This window comes from Streptococcus sp. 11273D007BT, assembly GCF_053547195.1.
Genome location: NZ_JBPWPE010000001.1, coordinates 1541505 through 1559345 on the forward strand (window position 1 = coordinate 1541505; position 17841 = coordinate 1559345).

Here is a 17841-nt window from a genome sequence, read left to right on the forward strand (position 1 = left end):
TGATAGAATAGAAAGGAAAACGATTTGGAGGAAAGCAATGTCTAACGAACATGTAGAAGAATTAAACGACCAACAGTTAGTTCGTCGTGAAAAAATGTCTGCCTTAGCTGAGCAAGGGATCGATCCTTTTGGAAAACGTTTCGAACGTACTACAAACTCAGCTGAATTAAAGGAAAAATACAACGATAAAACAAAAGAAGAATTGCATGAGATGGGAGAAACTGCCATTATCGCTGGTCGTATGATGACAAAACGCGGTAAAGGTAAAGCTGGTTTTGCTCACATTCAAGATCGCGAAGGGCAAATTCAAATCTATGTCCGCAAAGATGATGTTGGAGAAGAAAATTACGATATTTTCAAAAAAGCTGACCTTGGTGATTTTCTTGGTGTTGAGGGAGAAGTGGCTAAAACTGGTGTTGGTGAGCTAACAATCTTTGCGACTAGTATCACACACCTATCAAAAGCACTACGTCCCTTGCCTGAAAAATTCCACGGCCTAACCGATGTGGAAACCATTTACCGTAAGCGTCACCTTGATTTGATTTCTAATCGCGAAAGCTTTGATCGCTTCGTAACACGTTCAAAAATCATCTCTGAAATGCGTCGTTATATGGATGGGCTTGGTTTCCTTGAGGTCGAAACACCTGTTCTCCACAATGAAGCTGGAGGAGCTGCTGCTCGCCCATTCATCACTCACCACAATGCGCAAAATATCGATATGGTACTTCGTATCGCCACGGAACTTCACCTCAAACGCTTAATCGTCGGAGGGATGGAGCGCGTTTATGAAATCGGTCGTATCTTCCGTAACGAAGGTATGGATGCTACTCACAATCCTGAATTCACATCGATTGAAGCCTACCAAGCCTATGCTGATTTCCAAGATATCATGGACTTGACAGAAGGGATTATCCAGCACGTTACAAAGGCTGTCAAAGGTGATCAACCTGTTATCTACCAAGGAACAGAGATTAAACTCAACGAACCATTTAAGCGTGTTCACATTGTTGATGCTATCAAAGAACAAACGGGCATCGATTTTTGGCAAGAGATGACAATCGAAGAAGCAACTGCTTTGGCTAAAGAAAAAAATGTCCCTCTTGAAAAACACTTCACAACCGTTGGACATATCATCAACGCTTTCTTCGAAGAGTTTGTTGAGGAAACACTCATCCAGCCTACCTTTGTTTACGGGCATCCTGTTGAAGTATCACCTCTTGCTAAAAAAAATGCGGATGACCCTCGCTTCACAGACCGATTTGAACTCTTTATCATGACTAAAGAATATGCCAATGCCTTTACTGAGCTTAATGATCCAATTGATCAATTAGCACGCTTTGAAGCACAAGCTGCTGCTAAAGAACTTGGTGATGACGAAGCAACAGGTATCGACTACGATTACGTCGAAGCACTTGAGTACGGTATGCCACCAACAGGAGGTCTCGGTATCGGTATTGATCGCCTCTGCATGCTTTTAACAGACACTACTACTATTCGTGACGTTTTACTTTTCCCAACGATGAAATAAAATGAAAAAAGAATATATCGCTTTCTTATCTGCAGCTATTTTAATCATCTATGGTCTTCTTACTCAAAAATTTTTATTTGTTGGACTAGGAATTACCTTTATACTAATTGGAATTGCTGAAATATTAAGAAACAAGAATCATTAAAAAATCACCTCGACACATGTGTCGAGGTGATTTTTGGCCTACTGTCATCTAGCGATTAACCCCATACTTCTTTAACAATTTCTTGAATGAGAGCTAACTTTTTCCACTGATTTTCAATGGTTAATTTATTACCTTCTTCTGTTGAAGCAAAGCCACACTGGGTGCTAAGGTAAAGATCTTCAAGAGGAATGTATTGACTAGCTTCTTTGATTCTAGCGATCACCTCTGTCTTATCTTCTAGATCTGCTGATTTTGAGGTGATCAGACCAAGTACAACTTTTTTACCTGGTGTAACTTTAGCAAGAGGTTCGAATCCACCTGCACGCTCTGTATCAAACTCAAGATAATAAGCTTTAACATTTTCTTTTCCAAAAAGTGTTTCAGCTACCTTATCATATCCACCTTGAGATGCCCATGTAGAATGGTAATTGCCACGACACACATGCGTTGTAACATTAAGGTCTTCTGGCAAATCTTCCAAAATACCATTATTTAAGGTAAGAAAATCAGCACTTAACTCTTGACGAATCTGTTCAGCTGTCTTTCCAGTGTGTCCTGCAATCAGTTCCATTACGCGATCATCAACCAAAGTTCCCCAAGTACAGTCGTCCAACTGTAAATTACGTAAACCCACTGCATAAAGATCAGCAATGACGTCTTTATAAGCCTTAATAATATCCGCAAACAACTCTTCCTTATTTTCATAGTAAGTAAATGTATTTGCTGTATGCTCTGCATCACGAATTAATTCAAAGTAAAACTGAGCTGGTGAAGGAATTGTTAAGCGTGAAGCCAATCCTTCTTGATCAGCTAAGTCTTTTAAGAAAGTGTAGTGTGCAATAAAAGGATGATTCTGTCCTGATATTTTGCCTGTTAAGGACGCAGCATCTGGCTTAGTCGTCTCATCATGAAATTGATAGCCAATAGCAGCTTGTGTATGTGCTACTCCTTCAAGTCCCCAGAAAAAATCTTGATGCCAGTAAGCACGACGAAATTCACCGTCTGTCACACTCTCGAGGCCAGCAGCTTTTTGTTGTAAAACTAATTCACGAATGGCTTGATCTTCTACGGCAGTCAATTCTTCTTGTGAGATTTTCCCAGAAGTAAACGCGTCACGCGCTTCAACTAAGGCTTTTGGACGTAAATAAGATCCAACATGATCTACACGGAATGGGGCTGTTTGATGGGTCATAAAATTTCTCCTTGCGATATAATAAGAACATTATAACAGGCACTTGACTTCAAAACAAATTCTTATTTTTCATAAATAGATATAGTTTGAAACTATATCTATTTTACAGGCACTTTCTTTATAATATAGTCATTCTATTGGGGTTAGTTTTTCCATCCCTAGTAATCTTTCATATGAAGTTGTCAAGCAAAAAACCTCACTAAGATTATACACCTAGTGAGGTTTTTATGATTATTTTCATTATTCTAAGGCGAGGGAAGGGGCGGAGCCATCATAGATAGTTTGATCTGTCTCTTTTCAGTCTAATTTTTAAAGGCATTTACCAAGACTTCAAACTCTTCATTTGAAAGAGTAATCCCTTTCCCCATCTTAGTGTGATCGGGACTCCAAGTTCTAATATCAAACTTAGCTGGTGCGCCATTAAAGCTGACACGGTTCAACTCTTTTGTCCAACCTTTGTCATTTTCTGATAAAACGAGTAATTTTTCTTCAATTTCAAATTTAAATTCTGCCATAGGATTTCCTTTCTATTTTTTATTCGTAAAAAATGGTGTTAAATCCCAAATACTGAAGGATAAGTGACTAAACCTCTGACCTGCTCTGCTTTTTCCTCTAAAAATTTCACCATAAAATACTGATTGTCCACCTCAAAGGGAGGTTTTATGCCATAGTCGGATGCTGTTTGATAACCAAAACGGCTATAATAAGCAGGGTCTCCAAGAATAATAATCGTATCATACCCTTCTTTTTTAGCAACATTTTCAGCTTCTAATAATAACTGGCGACCAATCCCTTTTCCTTGATAAAGCGGATGAACAGACAGAGGAGCTAGAGCCAAGGCTCTGCTTTTTTCCACCTTTATCTCAGTTAATAAGACATGTCCCACCATCTCTTTCTCGTCAGCAGCAATCAAGCTAAGCTTAGGATGATAGGCTGGATCTTGACGAAGTCTTTGAACCAAGTCTGCTTCTTGTCCATCAGAATGAGGACTACCATTAAACGCTAAAGTAATCAACTCCTCCACCTGTTTATAGTCTGAAGGGGATTCTTGTCTGATGGTTAGCATTAAGCACGTACCGTTTGACTTGAGCCATCTGTTTTATAGAGATTAATCAGTCCTTCTTGACGATTGCGAATCATATCTCCTGGTTCTACCTTTTGCGGTACGGTTATTGTTAATAATTCCATTGGATTAGGGGCGCGATCAATTTTATTCCCCTGATCATCATGAAGATCTGTGATCGTCGCATCAAAATGGCGGAAACCTGGACCATAAAACTCGACCTGATCTCCCTCTGTAATAACATTACGTTGACGAATAGTTGCCGTCATAGTCTCTTCATCAAAGGAAACGACTTCACCTACAAATTTATACTGCGGAATTTTACGACGAGCACCAAAAAGCTGCATATTTTCATCTGGTGTTTCATAGTAAAATCCTGTTGCCAACTCACGTTGCGCAACTTTCCACATTTCATCAATCAAATCTTGTTTAATGGCTTCAAACTTTTCTGGGCTCTCAAGATAAGCATCAACACCTGCCTTATAAACATTTGCTACGGTTGAAACATAGTGAACAGACTTCATTCGACCTTCGATTTTAAGGCTATCCACACCATTTTCAATCATGTCTGGTAAATGCTCAATCATTGACATATCTACAGCAGACATAGAGAATTCTTCTGGAATTTCACCTTCTAGACTCTTTCTTTCTTGACCAAATGGCATCTCATAAAGGTCATACTTCCAACGGCAAGACTGTGAGCAACCACCACGGTTAGCATCACGCATACTCATATGGTTTGACAGGGTGCAACGTCCTGAATAAGAAATACACATAGCTCCATGAACAAAGGCTTCAATTTCAACATCTGTACGACGACGAATATCAGCCAACTCTTCCATAGAAACTTCACGCGCCAAAACCACACGTGTTAACCCTAAATTTTTCCAGAATTCAAGTGTTTCTACATTAGTAGCAGATGCTTGTGTCGAGAGATGAATTTCAAGACCTTGCGCTTCTTCAGCACAAATCTGAATAAGTGCTGGATCGGATACAATTACTGCTGCAATGCCGATATCACGTAAGCGACGGAACCACTCTCCTGCTCCTTTTTCATTTCCCTCATGGGTTACCATGTTCGCTGCCACATAGACTTTTGCACCGTACTTTTTCGCAAACTCTACTCCCTCTTCCATTTCTTCAAAAGTGAAGTTTCCTGCACGGCTACGCAAACCATAAGCTTGCCCACCAATAAAAACAGCATCTGCCCCATAATGAATGGCAACTTTTAATTTTTCCAATGTACCAGCTGGTGCTAAAACCTCTGGACGTTTTTTTACTTGTGTCATTTTATACTCCTATTTGCAAGATAGATGTAAGATAGTGCTCCTGAAAATAGACAAATCTAGCACTGTGAGACATTACTTGACCATGTCTGGGTCGTAGTCATAAAATCCGGTATCAAGACCGCGCTCTATAGGGTGATGTTTTCTAATCTCTTCGTCAAAGACAAAGGCTTGATCTTGAGTAAACTCACCTTTTTCCATCAAGTCACGCGCCTTCACAAAAACGGTTGCAATAGCAAGGAAATCTTGACCTGGTGTATAGAGTCCCTCTAATTTCCAATGGCTAAAGCCATGCTCATAAACCTCTAACAATTTAGGCATTAAATCCAAATCATTGTTAGCAAAAATATGAGTACCATGCTTATCCTCAAAGATAGAATAATGTGAGTCTGGATCATTTGGCTCACTTAAGAAAAGATTACGCTCACGCGATTTTTCCTCATCCATCTTAGTAAAGTTATAGTAATTTTGTAACAATGGACGTTTTGACTGGTGAATAATGCTAGCCCCATAAACCAAAAGTTCAGCTGGAATATCAAGATTTTCAGCCATAATAAAGAGTTCAGCTGATGGAATCTCTCTAGCCAATACAGCTTCTGAAATTCCCGCATTCTTAGCCCAAAAATTGATTTGACGGCTAGAAGTCACCATTGTTGAGGCATCATAGATTGTTTTTAAGGCTATGCCATCACGCTGTAAGGCATAAAAAACCCCAGCATCCCCAACAGTGATATAGTCAACTCCAATAGATTCTAAAAATTTCAAGTATTCTGGAAGAGAATCCATCATATCTTGATGCATCAAGGCATTGACAGCGACCACCATTTCTTTACCAGCATTATGGATAAGGTCAGCAAGTTCCCTCATCTCCTCACGACTAAAGTGATAGGGAAGACGAAGACCATAATCGCCTTCTCCCACATAAATGCGATCGACACCGAGAGCTAGGAGAGCTTTTGCTTGATCCATGCTCTCTGCAGTTGCAGTAATCATAATTTTTTTCATAACTCATCCATTATAGCAAATCTCATGCTTTTTGGCATAAAATAATACAAAAATCTTGATTTTCTCTTTATTTTATGAAAGTTTTTATGAAAAACAGTGACATTTACGGTAATTTATGATAGAATAGATAGGAATTTTGGAAAAGAAAGGAGGTTAGACTGTGAATACTAACAGAAAATTCGACCAGCACTACGATGAAGAGTATGAACAACAGATTGAGACAAGTCCGAAATATCAACCTTATCAACACATCAACAATCAATCTGCAAAATTGCGTGAACTATTATTTTTTGTGCAAATTGCTGGTTTCTGCATTTCGACTATTATCTCATGTCTAATCTTACTTTCCCTTCAGGTTAAAGTTATCCTAGCCTTTCCTTTGGCTATGATAATCAGTTTTGCTCTCTTATTGAGTTTAAAATTTTATATTAATTATCGAAAAAGACGAGGTTAATCTCCTCGCCTTTTTTTATTCCTTATGATCATCAGGATAATCAATCACAATATCATCAACTTGAACATCAGACTCAACGATAGAATCTGTGACATCTTTTACCGTACTTTCATGTTGGTTTGCTTTTTGTTTCACATGAGTAAAAGAATCTTTAGCAAAAGTTGCTGCCTGATTGGATTTTGTTTTTAATTCCTCCACGACGCTTTCTGTAGTGATTTCTCCTGTTTCCCATTTTTCTTTATAATCTTGGAAAGTATGGATAGCCAAATCTTTGTACTCTGCTGCCTTATCACTGGCTTTTTGATGATAGTCATCTTTGTTTTCTTGATAGTCTTTAAATAAATCTTGTGCTTTTTCTTTTAAGACTTTTCCTTTTTCGGTTGTTAAAAAATATGCTGCTGCTGCACCTGAGGCTGCGCCAACAACCAAAGTTTTTAAAAATTTACTCATGAGCTCTCTCCTTTTTCCTTAACACTTTTGAAGCAAATTTACTAATAGTATAGACTGTTCCTGCTTTAGCAGATTGCTTACCGACAGCACTTGCTTTAACAGATAGCTGTCTCGCTTGCGTATTTAAATCAGAGACACTTTCGGATAAATCTGCTACTGCTGTAAACAGGGGATCAATTGTTGCGACTTTACTATTCACATCTTCCACTAAAACATTTGCTTTAGCAAGAATTTCATTGGTATGGTGTAGGGTCACATTAAGATCACTGGTCAAAATCGTCAGAGTTTGCTGGGCCTCCCCAACGGTTGCTGTTAATTTTTTTATAAATAGTATGAGATAAATTACCAAAGCTACAAATGCTAGAGCAATCAATAAGACTGCTATTTCCATCATATCTTTTTCTCCTTTATATTATGTTTTTTCTAAATAAAAGTTAATGGCTTGATTTTTTCGGCGATAAATCCACAATCCCAAACCAATACAAAATAAGATTATCGATAACCACTGAGAAACACGTAACCCTGCTAACATGAGACTATCTGTTCGCATTCCCTCAATAATGAATCTCCCCAAACCATACCAGATCAGATAAAAGAATGTTGGCTCTCCAACCTTTAATAACTTAGGTCGACGAATGAGGATGGAAAGTAGTGCAAAACCAAGTAAATTCCACAAAGATTCATATAAAAAAGTCGGGACACGATAACTACCATCAATGTACATTTGTTCCTGCATCCATCGAGGAAGATAATCGAGATTGTTGATAGCCTTGCCATAAGCTTCTTGATTCACAAAATTTCCCCAGCGCCCAATAGCTTGTGCCAACATAACATTAGGAGCTATGATATCTAAAAAGTTTAAAGGCTTGATAAACCTCTGATAACAAAACCAAAATAGATAGGCTATCCCTGTTAGTAAACCACCATAAATAGCCAAACCGCCATTCCAAATCGCAAAGATTTCAGAAGGATGCTGAGCATAATAAGGCCATTGGAAAATCACATAATAAAGACGAGCCCCTAATATCGCTAAAGGAAAGGCAACCAAAATAAAATCTAAAATATCATCTGAGGTAATTCCCTTTTTTTTACCCTCATTTATTGTTAAATAAACAGCTAATATTAAGCCTGTCACAATAAAAATAGCATACCAATGGATAGCAAAGGGGCCTACTTGAATAGCGATAGGATCAATCATGGCTACCCTCATTTTGGCTAATTAACTTAGTCAAACGCTCTTCAAAGGTCTTGGTGGCATCATAGCCCATTTGTTTTGCACGATGGTTCATGGCTGCGGCCTCAATAACGACTGATACGTTACGTCCCGTTTTAACAGGGATTCTAACTCGTGGAATTTTTACAGATGATAATTCAATTTCCTCGCCACCATTTCCTAATCGATCAAAAACTTTACCTTTTTCAAAGTTTTCAAGATAGACAGCCAATTGAACTTGAGAAGAATTGCGGACAGCGCTAGCACCATACAAGCTCATAACATCAATAATGCCAACCCCTCTAATTTCAATCAAATGTCGTAAAATTTCAGCCGGTTCGCCCCAAAGAGTTTCCTCATCTTTAGCATAAACATCTACACGGTCATCAGCTACTAAGCGATGGCCACGCTTTACTAACTCAAGAGCTGTTTCACTTTTTCCAATTCCAGAATCTCCTTGAATGAGAACTCCCATCCCATAGATGTCCATTAAGACACCATGTACACTGGTACGTTCTGCTAAACAAGTATCTAAATACCAGGACATCTCGCCAGATAAACGGCTAGTAGGCACACGACTTTGTAAAACAGCTATCCCTTGCTCCTTAGCTGCTTGAACCATCTCATCTTGAATATCCAGATTGCGTGCCACAATAATAGCGGGAGTCTCAGGCTGAAACATTTTTTTCAAAACGGAATAACGGTTGTGAGAGGTCATAGCATTTAAATATGACCACTCCTTCATCCCTAAAAGCTGAATCCGCTCAGGAGAATAATAATCAAAATAGCCTGTCATTTCAAGACCAGGACGAGAAATATCTGATGTTATAATTTCTTTTTCTAGGGCTTCATCGGTAACATAAATCGGCTTTAACTTTACCTTTTCTGCTAACATTTTTACTGTAACAACCATAAGCTCCTCCTTTTTCTGTCTATTATACCATATTTATTTTCTGAAAGTAAGCGCTAACTTTTATGAAAATCAATAATGTCACCTATCTTTATCTAGTCAACAGCAGCATACTAATATGTCATATCAATAACTGCTTTACTATTGTTGATAAAGTAAAGTAAAAAAGATAGCAAACTACTAAAAAAATCAGAAACAAAGTCACTTCATGAACTTCTGTTTCTGATTTTTTTCAAGATTACCAAAACCATTTTCGGTCATTGATAACTTCGGCTTCTTTACGTTTACGTGGACCTTGTCCATACGCATCCTTAATCAAGTCTTCTTTATAGGGTAAGATAAGAGCTAGTATCAAGTATAAGAAAGCGCCTCCTTGTATAAAGATGAGTAAAAGTACAAACAATAGGCGTACTAAATTCAGATTCCAGCCAAACTTATCTGATAAACCAGCTAAAACACCGAAAAACCACCTATCTTTTTTTTGTTTATAAAATTTACCTTCCATAGAAGCTCCCTTCCAGAAATTTCCCTTGATTTTGTTCCTGTTATACAAAACCACTGTCATTCTTAGAATCTTTACTTTACCATTTTAAAGTATTTCCACAAAAAATAAATCAGCCCTTAGACTGATTTATTAAATGGTTATCTGCTTTAAAAAAGCCACCATCTTCTCTGGCTCATGAGAGGAAATGATCTGATTGGCTAACTGAGGATGGTGGGCAGTGGTGTCAAAAGCTAAAATAACTTTATTGAGCTGATGGGCTCTTGGCACAATGTCCCGTACTTCCGCATAATGATTAATATCTAGATAAATATCACAATACTTTAATAATTTTTCTACCCTAGCATCAATAATCTCAGGATAAATCAAAACATTGTCATACGAAGCTAAAATGGACAATTTTTCGGAAACCATCGTGTAGGCTGCAATATGAAACTGATAATCAGGCAAAGATTCAATTAAAAAACCTATCTGCTCTAGCTGGTCTGTCTCTGTCAAAATAAAGATATTTTTATCTGAGTAAACCACTGTCGCCATAGCTTCCTCATAGGAAACTGGCTTTTTGCGTTGCCCATCCATTTGGCTAAACTCCAATTGGAAATAATACCACCATAATTCCCTAAAGCGCGCGACGCTATAGCTGTTCCACGGCTTATCAGATGTTAAAAAATGAACCATACTGGGAACTTCATCTTTCAAATCTTCATAAAGGTAAGCTCTATGCTCATAGCGACTAACAACATCATAGGTCTGATAGTTGTATGTTTTATCTAATGCTAACCACTTTTGATCACAAACAATATTGAGGATACTCTGATCACCATTTCTCACTAAGTGATGCATGGCTTCTGCTGTCCGTAACAATTTGTCCGTTAAACCTTGCTCACGCCATAAACTCGCATTGATCAACATCACACCAGAATTAAAATTTCCACTTTCATTTTTATTAGGATCTTGAACAGCTGCAATATAATCTTCCTTCAAATCTAGGGCAAATAAGTCATCGAGATTTATATTAACAATCACGTCTGAATCAAGGTACAGGACCTTATCTGATGGTACAAACTCAGGGATAAATAATCTCAACCAACTACTGGCTGTTAGAAAGGTTTGAAATCTTTCAATTTGACGATTTGAAATAATCACATTTTTAAGGGTAGAGCCCAACTGTTTAAGTTGATAATTCACTGTTCTTATCCATTCCGTTGGTACTTCACCTTGATGAAATAAATAAAAATCCACATCACGATTATAGACACTGACGGACTTTATTGTCACCAAAGCCTTATCCAAATAATTTTTATCTGTTGCTAATACAATCGTTTTTCTCATTTTCGTCTCTCTCTACCATGAATTCGTAATAAGTTATACTTTAAACCTCTATTAAATATAAGGATGATTGACATCTCCCGCAAACATAACGCTTTAGGTTCATTTTTCTTTTTCTAAAATAATCTTGCCCACAAGCTTGACACTGGTAATGATAGGGATAAACCTCATCGTTTATTTTCGGGACAAAACGAAGCCCATTAACAGCTTTTAAAAGTTGTTTAAAATCCCTATCCTGATGTCTATATCCTTTTTTTTCAAAATAAAGATGATAGTGGCAAAGCTCGTGACGGACAATTTTTCTAAAGACCTCTAATCCTAAGGATTCATAAACTTTAGGGTTAAAGTCCAAATTGCCACTATTTGGATGAAAGCGCCCTCCTGTTGTTCTGAGCCGCTTATTCCAAGTAGCAGTGTGTTGAAATTTTTTTTGAAAGTCTTCTTGTGAAACTTTCTTGACATAATCATTGAGATTCACGAGGTGCTACCAAACTTAAATTAATCTTTTCACGTTCTAAATCAATTTTAGATACCCAAACCGTTACAATATCCCCAACTGATACTAGCTGACTAGGATGATTAACAAAGGTTTTACTCATCTGTGAGATATGAATCAAACCATCATCATGAAGACCAATATCAACAAATGCGCCAAAATCAACCACATTACGTACGGTTCCTTCTAATTGTTGCCCAATATAGAGGTCCTTAATATCTAAAACATCTTGACGAAGAGCTGGTGCTGCAAAGCTATCTCGTAAATCACGACCTGGTTTTAAAAGATCAGCAATGATATCTTTGAGAGTTTCAGGACCGATTTCTAAATCTTGAGCCAGTTCTTGTGGCTTCACAGCATTGAGTTTAGCCTTAGCAGCATCATCTAGCTGACTGATCTCTAACTGATGTAAAAGCTTTTCAACTGCTGCATAGCTTTCTGGGTGAACACCTGTATTATCTAAGAAATGCTCACCATTTGGAATACGTAAGAAACCTGCAGCTTGCTCAAATGCCTTAGACCCAAGACGAGGAACTTTTTTGATTTCAGAACGGCTCTTAATTTCGCCATTTTCTTCTCGATATTTAACAATGTTTTCTGAAATCGTCTTGTTCAAACCAGAGACATGTGACAAGAGTGCAGAACTTGCCGTATTGATGTTAACACCTACTTGGTTAACAACCATATCTACTACAAAATCAAGATTTTCAGTTAATTTTTTCTGACTAACATCATGCTGATATTGTCCAACACCAATAGATTTAGGATCAATTTTTACCAATTCAGCAAGTGGGTCTTGGAGACGTCTTGCAATCGAGATAGCCGAGCGTTTTTCCACCGTCAGATCAGGAAATTCCTGCCTTGCTAGTTCACTCGCCGAATAAACCGAAGCGCCACTTTCATTGACAATCACATACGAAACCCCTTTGACATCTTTGAGTAGATCTGCGACAAAGGCTTCACTTTCACGACTAGCTGTCCCGTTTCCAATAGCAATAATCTCAACCGCATATTCTTCCACCAAGGCTAGAAGCTCTGTCTTTGCTTGCGCAATCTTAGCAGGACTTGCAGGTGCAACAGGATAAATAACCTGGGTTGTTAATAACTTCCCAGTCTTATCCACTACTGCTAACTTAGCTCCTGTTCTAAAAGCAGGGTCAAAACCAAGCACAATTTTACCTTTCAGTGGTGGAATTAAGAGAAGATTTCTTAAGTTTTCAGAAAAAAGGGCAATTGCTCCATCTTCTGCAGTTTCTGTCAATTCTGAGCGAACACGGCGCTCCATAGCAGGCAGAACTTTCTTTTTCAAGGCTTGTTGGATCACGTCATCTATATAAAGATTTTTTTCCTTAAAACGTGCAGCATAAAACGCCAGCATCTTATCAGTATGATGATGGAAACCAACTTTTAAAACACCCAAACTCTCCCCACGATTAAGAGCTAGGGTACGGTAACCCTGCATTTTTGCAATAGCTTCTGAGAAATCATAGTAAATCTCAAAAATCTTTTTATCATCCAAGGTTTCATCTTTTACTTGTGAGATAATGTGACTATTGGCCCAAATCTCATTATAGGTCCAAGAACGCAGTCTTGCATCTTCTGATAAAGCCTCAACCAAGATGTCAACAGCTCCTTGCAAGGCATCCTTTGGCGTTTTAAAAGTCTCATTGATAAAGTTTTCTGCTTCTTTTTCAAGATTAGGAAGATTTTGTAAAATAAGGCGTGCTAACGGAAATAACCCAGCTTCTCGAGCAATCATTGCTTTGGTTCGGCGTTTTTCTTTATAAGGCAGATAGAGCTCCTCGACATCTGCCAACTTTTCAGCCGACTCAATCGCTTGACGAAGAGTATCCGTCAGTTTTCCCTGCTCTTCAATTTTTGCAAGAACAGTTGCCTTTCTATCTTTCAAGGCTGTTAAACTCTTATCTAGATCAATGATCGCTTTAATGACCACCTCATCTAGATTTCCCGTCACATCTTTACGATAACGCGCAATAAAAGGAATGGTGTTTCCCTCTTGTGTTAAACTTAAAACCCTCTCAACCTGATTTTGTGAAATTGAGAGCTGGTTTGCAATTTGTATCATATTTTCCATACAAATATTTTAGCATAATTTACAGAGAAAAAAGAGGGTGAAATTAAAAAGCACTTTCCAAATTGAAAAGTGCTGGCTATTTATTTTTTCTCAAAATGTGCTCTCACTTTTGGAGCAACTTTTTCACCAAAGAGACGAATAGCTTTTAGCGTCTCTTCATGCGGCATGGAGCCGATTGGAAGGTGAAGCATGAAGCGATCCAAATCAAGATCTTCAATAATTTTAATGATTTTTCTTGCCACATGATCAGGATCTCCTACAAACATGGCGCCATCTGGTCCAACAGCTTGAAGGTAGTCTTCATAAGTCATCTCTTTCCAATGCGGACGGTCTTTACTAATGGCATCAACAACCTGCTTCGTCGGATGGAAATACTCTTTGATAGCGGTTTTAGTATCCTCAGCAATCCAGCCCCAAGAGTGAGCCGCAACTTTAAGTTGTTCTGAAGAATGACCATGACGGCTGCCAATCTCTTTATAAATACGAACTAATTGGCGAAAAGCCTTTGGATTACCGCCAATTGTTGCATAGGCAATAGGAAGCCCTTGCTCTGCGATACGGACAGTTGAATCAAGATTACCACCTGTGGCTACCCAAACTGGAAAATCTTTTTGAACAGCTCGAGGATAGACAGGACGATTATCCACGGACTGCGTATATTGTCCCTTCCATTTCAGATTAGTATTTTCCTTAATCGCCAGAAGCATGTCTAATTTTTCATTAAATAAGTCTTCATAGTCATTCAAATCATACCCAAAAAGTGGGAAAGACTCAATAAAGGACCCACGACCAGTCATAATTTCCGCTCTTCCGTTTGACAAAGCATCAATAGTAGCATACTGCTGATAAACACGAACAGGATCAATTGAGGACAAAATGGTTACCGCACTGGATAAGCGGATATGTTGGGTGTTCACCGCTCCTGCCGCCAAAATAATTTCTGGAGCTGATACAGCAAAATCTTCACGATGATGCTCACCCACTGCATAGATATCTAAGCCAACTTGATCTGCCAACTCAATTTCTTCAATCATATTCCGAATACGTTCATCATGCGAAAGAGTTTTTCCTGTTTTTTCAAGGGGAGTTGTTTCGCCAAAAGTTGAAATGCCAAGTTCGATTGTCATAAGATTTTCCTCCGATAAGTGATGATGAAGATATATTATCACTAATTAGTGGTAATTACAAGTCTTTTGTTCAAATTTTGTAAAATCTGTTATTTGCTAGTATAATAGACCTATTAAAAATAGAAAGTTGGTCCAACTGATGGCAATTACCTTTAAAAAACGCGACGATTTAGAAAAAATGATGGAAAATTTTGCAACCCTTCCTCCTATTGAAACCACACCTCCTCCTCAAAAAGAAGAAGATAAAAAAGAAAGTAAAGAGAGTTGATCCATGACTCTATTTCAACAACTTCCTGATAGCCTTCTACAGATGCTGGCCATCTTTTTATCAATTATCATTGAAGCCCTGCCCTTTGTTTTACTAGGTAGTATCTTATCAGGTTTCATTGAGATTTTTGTAACACCAGATAAAGTTGCACAGTTTCTGCCTAAAAACAAGATCTTACGCATTTTGTTTGGTACCTTCATTGGTTTTATTTTTCCGTCATGCGAATGTGGGATCGTCCCTATTATTAATCGCTTTCTAGAGAAAAAAGTTCCCAGCTATACGGCAATCCCTTTTTTAGCCACTGCTCCTATTATTAACCCTATTGTACTTTTTGCGACCTATTCTGCTTTTGGTAACTCGATTAAATTTGTCCTACTAAGGCTACTCGGTGCTATTCTTATCGCCCTTTCTCTTGGTATCTTACTAGCTTTTGTTGTAGATGACAATATTCTAAAAGAAAATAAGGAAAATCATGATCATGCTAGCCATCATGATTCAAGTGGAAAAAAAATCTTTTTAGCGCTGAGTCATGCTATTGATGAGTTTTTTGACACAGGACGTTACCTCATTTTTGGGTCCTTGGTTGCCTCAGCAATGCAAATCTATGTCCCAACACGAATCCTAACTACTATTGGGCATAGTCCACTTATGGCGATCTTAGTCATGATGCTCCTTGCCTTACTTCTGTCACTTTGTAGTGAGGCAGACGCTTTTATCGGCGCCTCCTTATTATCAACTTTTGGCATTGCACCTGTTTTAGCCTTTCTTTTAATTGGTCCTATGGTAGATATTAAAAATCTTTTAATGATGCGCAAATACTTCAAGGGACGTTTTATTTTGCAATTTGTTAGCCTATCTAGTCTAATGGTAATCTTATATTGCATTCTTGTGGGGGTGATTTAGATGTTACGCTTTTTAATTCTCGTTGGCTATCTTGAGCTATCCATGTACCTCAAATTATCTGGCAAGCTAGACCAATATATCAACACACATTATTCCTACCTTGCCTATATCTCTATGGCTTTAGCCTTTATTTTAGCTATGGTCCAGTTAGTAATTTGGATGAAACAAATCAAGGTACATTCGCATCTTCATGGAACATTAGCTAAATTATCTAGCATCGTATTAATGACCTTTCCTATTTTTGTTGGTCTTTGTGTTCCAACAGTTACTCTAGATTCAACAACAGTTTCTGCTAAAGGTTATCATTTTCCACTAGCTGAGGGATCTAGTTCTTCTGGTCAAAGTTCAGATGGGACAAGCGTGCAATATTTAAAACCTGATACAAGTCTGTATTTCACGAAATCCGCTTATGAAAGTGAAATGAAAAAAGCTGAGAAAGCCTATTTAGGCACAGATAAATTAGTCATCACCACTCAAAACTATATGGAAGTGATGGAAATTATTTATAAATATCCCAATGACTTTATTGGTCGAGAAATTGAGTATGTCGGCTTTGTTTATAATGACCCTGAAGACTCAGACAGTCAATTTCTCTTTAGATTTGGTATTATCCACTGTATTGCCGACTCAGGTGTCTATGGCTTACTAACAACTGATGCTAGTGAACACTATGAAAACAATACTTGGGTCAAAGCCACAGGAACTATTCGCCTCGAATATAACCAAAACCTCAAACAAACCCTCCCCGTCCTTCACATCACAAAAAGCCAGAAAACTCAAGAACCACAAAATCCATACGTCTATCGTACATTTTAAGCATAAAATGCGGAGGGCAAAGAAAGTCCAAGGAAAAGCTAACATTTTCTCACAAGCTTTCGCTCGACGTTCAATTTCCAAGATACTTTTACATTAAGCAAGACGTAACAAAAATAGGAACTTGACAACAAAGTGCCTAGCACTTAGGAAAGGTCATTATTTTTGTTCAGTCTTGTCGTAAAAGTTCAATAAAAAAAGATGCTGAGAGTAGGGGAAATCTTATATTTTCTTAAAACTTTTAGCTAAACTCTATCAATAAATAAAAATACGCCTTTTTTTGATCATAAAGGTGTATTTTTATCGTTATTTAAACTGAGTAACCCTTTTAGCATCTAATCGAACGGACTGATAGCCGCTTTCTTTAGCCTTACCAATTGAAACAATCATAACAGGGAGGTAACGTTCTGGATCTAAGTCAAATGCTTCTGCCAGTTGATCAGCTTCAAAACCACCAATTGGATTGGTATCTAGCCCATAAGAACGTGCCACTAACATGAACTGCATCGCTACTAGACTGGCATCAATTTTCACAATATCTCGCATGGCTTCACGAGAAAGATTTTGATACATTGGGATAATTGCATTTAGTTGTTTATCACGCACTTCTTTAGGCATTTTTCCTTCTGCAACTGCCTTATCATAAATTTCAGGACCGTATTCGTAACACTGGGTATCACCAAAAATTAAGATCATAGCTGCTGAGGTTTCATTTTGGTTAGTATTAAAACGAATCAATGGTTTGAGCTTATCTTTGCCTTCTGGTGTATCCACCACAACAAATCGCCATGGCTGTAAGTTTACCGAAGAGGGAGCAGTGACTGCCTCATCCAATAATTGTAAAATGTCTTCACGAGATAATTTAAAGGTCTCATCATAATCACGAATGGACTTGCGTTCAAACGTAATTTTATCAAATTGATTTTCTAGACGTTTCATTTTTATAACTCCTTTATTTTAATCGCGCACGATTGATTTATGATATCATTGAGTTTATCAAGTTTCTAGATTTTTGTCAACATTTTATCATCTCTTTCTTTATACTCAAATGACAACTAATAC

21 protein-coding genes are annotated in these 17841 nt (G+C 37.9%); 6 read left to right on the top strand and 15 right to left on the bottom strand.

The window, feature by feature from the left end; translation table 11 throughout:
• Positions 1–37 precede the first annotated feature (37 nt).
• A complete protein-coding gene (lysS, locus tag ACEE75_RS07840) occupies positions 38–1528 on the top strand; it encodes a lysine--tRNA ligase (RefSeq protein WP_447574952.1) in 1491 nt (496 codons plus the stop codon).
• Position 1529: 1 nt separating this feature from the next.
• The gene (locus tag ACEE75_RS07845; protein ID WP_354368724.1) at positions 1530–1673 is read left to right on the top strand and encodes a hypothetical protein; all 144 of its coding nucleotides are present in this window, start codon (positions 1530–1532) and stop codon (positions 1671–1673) included.
• 55 nt (positions 1674–1728) lie between these two features.
• Here the strand turns inward: ACEE75_RS07845 and ACEE75_RS07850 are convergent, their stop codons facing one another.
• The 5 genes from ACEE75_RS07850 to ACEE75_RS07870 form a co-directional block, all read right to left on the bottom strand.
• Entirely contained in the window at positions 1729–2865 is a 1137-nt protein-coding gene (locus ACEE75_RS07850) for a 5-methyltetrahydropteroyltriglutamate--homocysteine S-methyltransferase (RefSeq protein ID WP_449173614.1), read from the bottom strand.
• Between the two features lie 302 nt (positions 2866–3167).
• A complete protein-coding gene (locus ACEE75_RS07855; RefSeq protein ID WP_354368720.1) occupies positions 3168–3380 on the bottom strand; it encodes a YdbC family protein in 213 nt (70 codons plus the stop codon).
• Between the two features lie 38 nt (positions 3381–3418).
• Positions 3419–3931 carry a GNAT family N-acetyltransferase gene (locus tag ACEE75_RS07860; protein WP_447574956.1) on the bottom strand — a complete coding sequence of 171 codons (513 nt, stop codon included), beginning with the start codon at positions 3929–3931 and terminating at the stop codon, positions 3419–3421.
• On the bottom strand, positions 3931–5217 hold the full coding sequence (locus ACEE75_RS07865) for a peptidase U32 family protein (RefSeq protein ID WP_449173615.1): 1287 nt from the start codon (positions 5215–5217) through the stop codon (positions 3931–3933). Before ACEE75_RS07865 ends, ACEE75_RS07860 begins: the two co-directional genes overlap by 1 nt.
• Positions 5218–5289: 72 nt before the next feature.
• A complete protein-coding gene (locus tag ACEE75_RS07870; protein ID WP_354368714.1) occupies positions 5290–6219 on the bottom strand; it encodes a peptidase U32 family protein in 930 nt (309 codons plus the stop codon).
• A 160-nt stretch (positions 6220–6379) separates the two neighbouring features.
• On the opposite strand from ACEE75_RS07870, the gene ACEE75_RS07875 reads away from it, so the two are divergent.
• Positions 6380–6673: a DUF3270 domain-containing protein gene (locus ACEE75_RS07875; protein WP_449173616.1), complete on the top strand. Its 294-nt coding sequence runs from the start codon at positions 6380–6382 to the stop codon at positions 6671–6673.
• A 15-nt stretch (positions 6674–6688) separates the two neighbouring features.
• Here ACEE75_RS07875 and ACEE75_RS07880 read toward each other — a convergent pair whose 3' ends face one another.
• The 9 genes from ACEE75_RS07880 to ACEE75_RS07920 all read right to left on the bottom strand — a co-directional run bounded on the left by ACEE75_RS07880 (position 6689) and on the right by ACEE75_RS07920 (position 14795).
• The gene (locus ACEE75_RS07880) at positions 6689–7123 is read right to left on the bottom strand and encodes a YtxH domain-containing protein (RefSeq protein ID WP_449173617.1); all 435 of its coding nucleotides are present in this window, start codon (positions 7121–7123) and stop codon (positions 6689–6691) included.
• Positions 7116–7517 carry a DUF948 domain-containing protein gene (locus ACEE75_RS07885; protein WP_447574964.1) on the bottom strand — a complete coding sequence of 134 codons (402 nt, stop codon included), beginning with the start codon at positions 7515–7517 and terminating at the stop codon, positions 7116–7118. Before ACEE75_RS07885 ends, ACEE75_RS07880 begins: the two co-directional genes overlap by 8 nt.
• 18 nt (positions 7518–7535) lie before the next feature.
• The gene (gene lgt, locus ACEE75_RS07890) at positions 7536–8321 is read right to left on the bottom strand and encodes a prolipoprotein diacylglyceryl transferase (protein ID WP_447574966.1); all 786 of its coding nucleotides are present in this window, start codon (positions 8319–8321) and stop codon (positions 7536–7538) included.
• The gene (gene hprK / locus ACEE75_RS07895; protein ID WP_354368704.1) at positions 8314–9249 is read right to left on the bottom strand and encodes an HPr(Ser) kinase/phosphatase; all 936 of its coding nucleotides are present in this window, start codon (positions 9247–9249) and stop codon (positions 8314–8316) included. Before hprK ends, lgt begins: the two co-directional genes overlap by 8 nt.
• A gap of 235 nt (positions 9250–9484) precedes the next feature.
• Positions 9485–9751, bottom strand: a complete 267-nt coding sequence (locus tag ACEE75_RS07900; protein ID WP_447574968.1) for a PspC domain-containing protein — start codon at positions 9749–9751, stop codon at positions 9485–9487.
• A 129-nt stretch (positions 9752–9880) separates the two neighbouring features.
• Positions 9881–11080, bottom strand: coding sequence for a glycosyltransferase (locus ACEE75_RS07905; RefSeq protein WP_447574970.1), 1200 nt, complete (start codon positions 11078–11080; stop codon positions 9881–9883).
• A 40-nt stretch (positions 11081–11120) separates the two neighbouring features.
• Positions 11121–11555, bottom strand: coding sequence for a SprT family protein (locus ACEE75_RS07910; protein WP_449173618.1), 435 nt, complete (start codon positions 11553–11555; stop codon positions 11121–11123).
• Positions 11542–13668, bottom strand: coding sequence for a Tex family protein (locus ACEE75_RS07915; RefSeq protein WP_449173619.1), 2127 nt, complete (start codon positions 13666–13668; stop codon positions 11542–11544). The genes ACEE75_RS07910 and ACEE75_RS07915 overlap by 14 nt, the downstream gene beginning before the upstream one ends.
• 80 nt (positions 13669–13748) lie before the next feature.
• Entirely contained in the window at positions 13749–14795 is a 1047-nt protein-coding gene (locus tag ACEE75_RS07920; RefSeq protein ID WP_447574984.1) for an LLM class flavin-dependent oxidoreductase, read from the bottom strand.
• A gap of 139 nt (positions 14796–14934) precedes the next feature.
• Between ACEE75_RS07920 and ACEE75_RS07925 the strand changes: the two genes are divergently transcribed.
• From ACEE75_RS07925 to ACEE75_RS07935, 3 genes are read left to right on the top strand one after another with little or no spacing between them, the layout of a single operon-like run.
• Positions 14935–15063: an SPJ_0845 family protein gene (locus ACEE75_RS07925; protein ID WP_427894535.1), complete on the top strand. Its 129-nt coding sequence runs from the start codon at positions 14935–14937 to the stop codon at positions 15061–15063.
• 3 nt (positions 15064–15066) lie between these two features.
• A complete protein-coding gene (locus tag ACEE75_RS07930) occupies positions 15067–15966 on the top strand; it encodes a permease (protein WP_354368685.1) in 900 nt (299 codons plus the stop codon).
• Positions 15967–16782, top strand: coding sequence for a TIGR03943 family putative permease subunit (locus ACEE75_RS07935; RefSeq protein WP_354368682.1), 816 nt, complete (start codon positions 15967–15969; stop codon positions 16780–16782).
• 303 nt (positions 16783–17085) lie between these two features.
• On the opposite strand, the gene ACEE75_RS07940 is transcribed toward ACEE75_RS07935, so the two are convergent.
• Entirely contained in the window at positions 17086–17724 is a 639-nt protein-coding gene (locus ACEE75_RS07940; RefSeq protein WP_427894545.1) for a nitroreductase family protein, read from the bottom strand.
• Between the last annotated feature and the right edge of the window lie 117 nt (positions 17725–17841).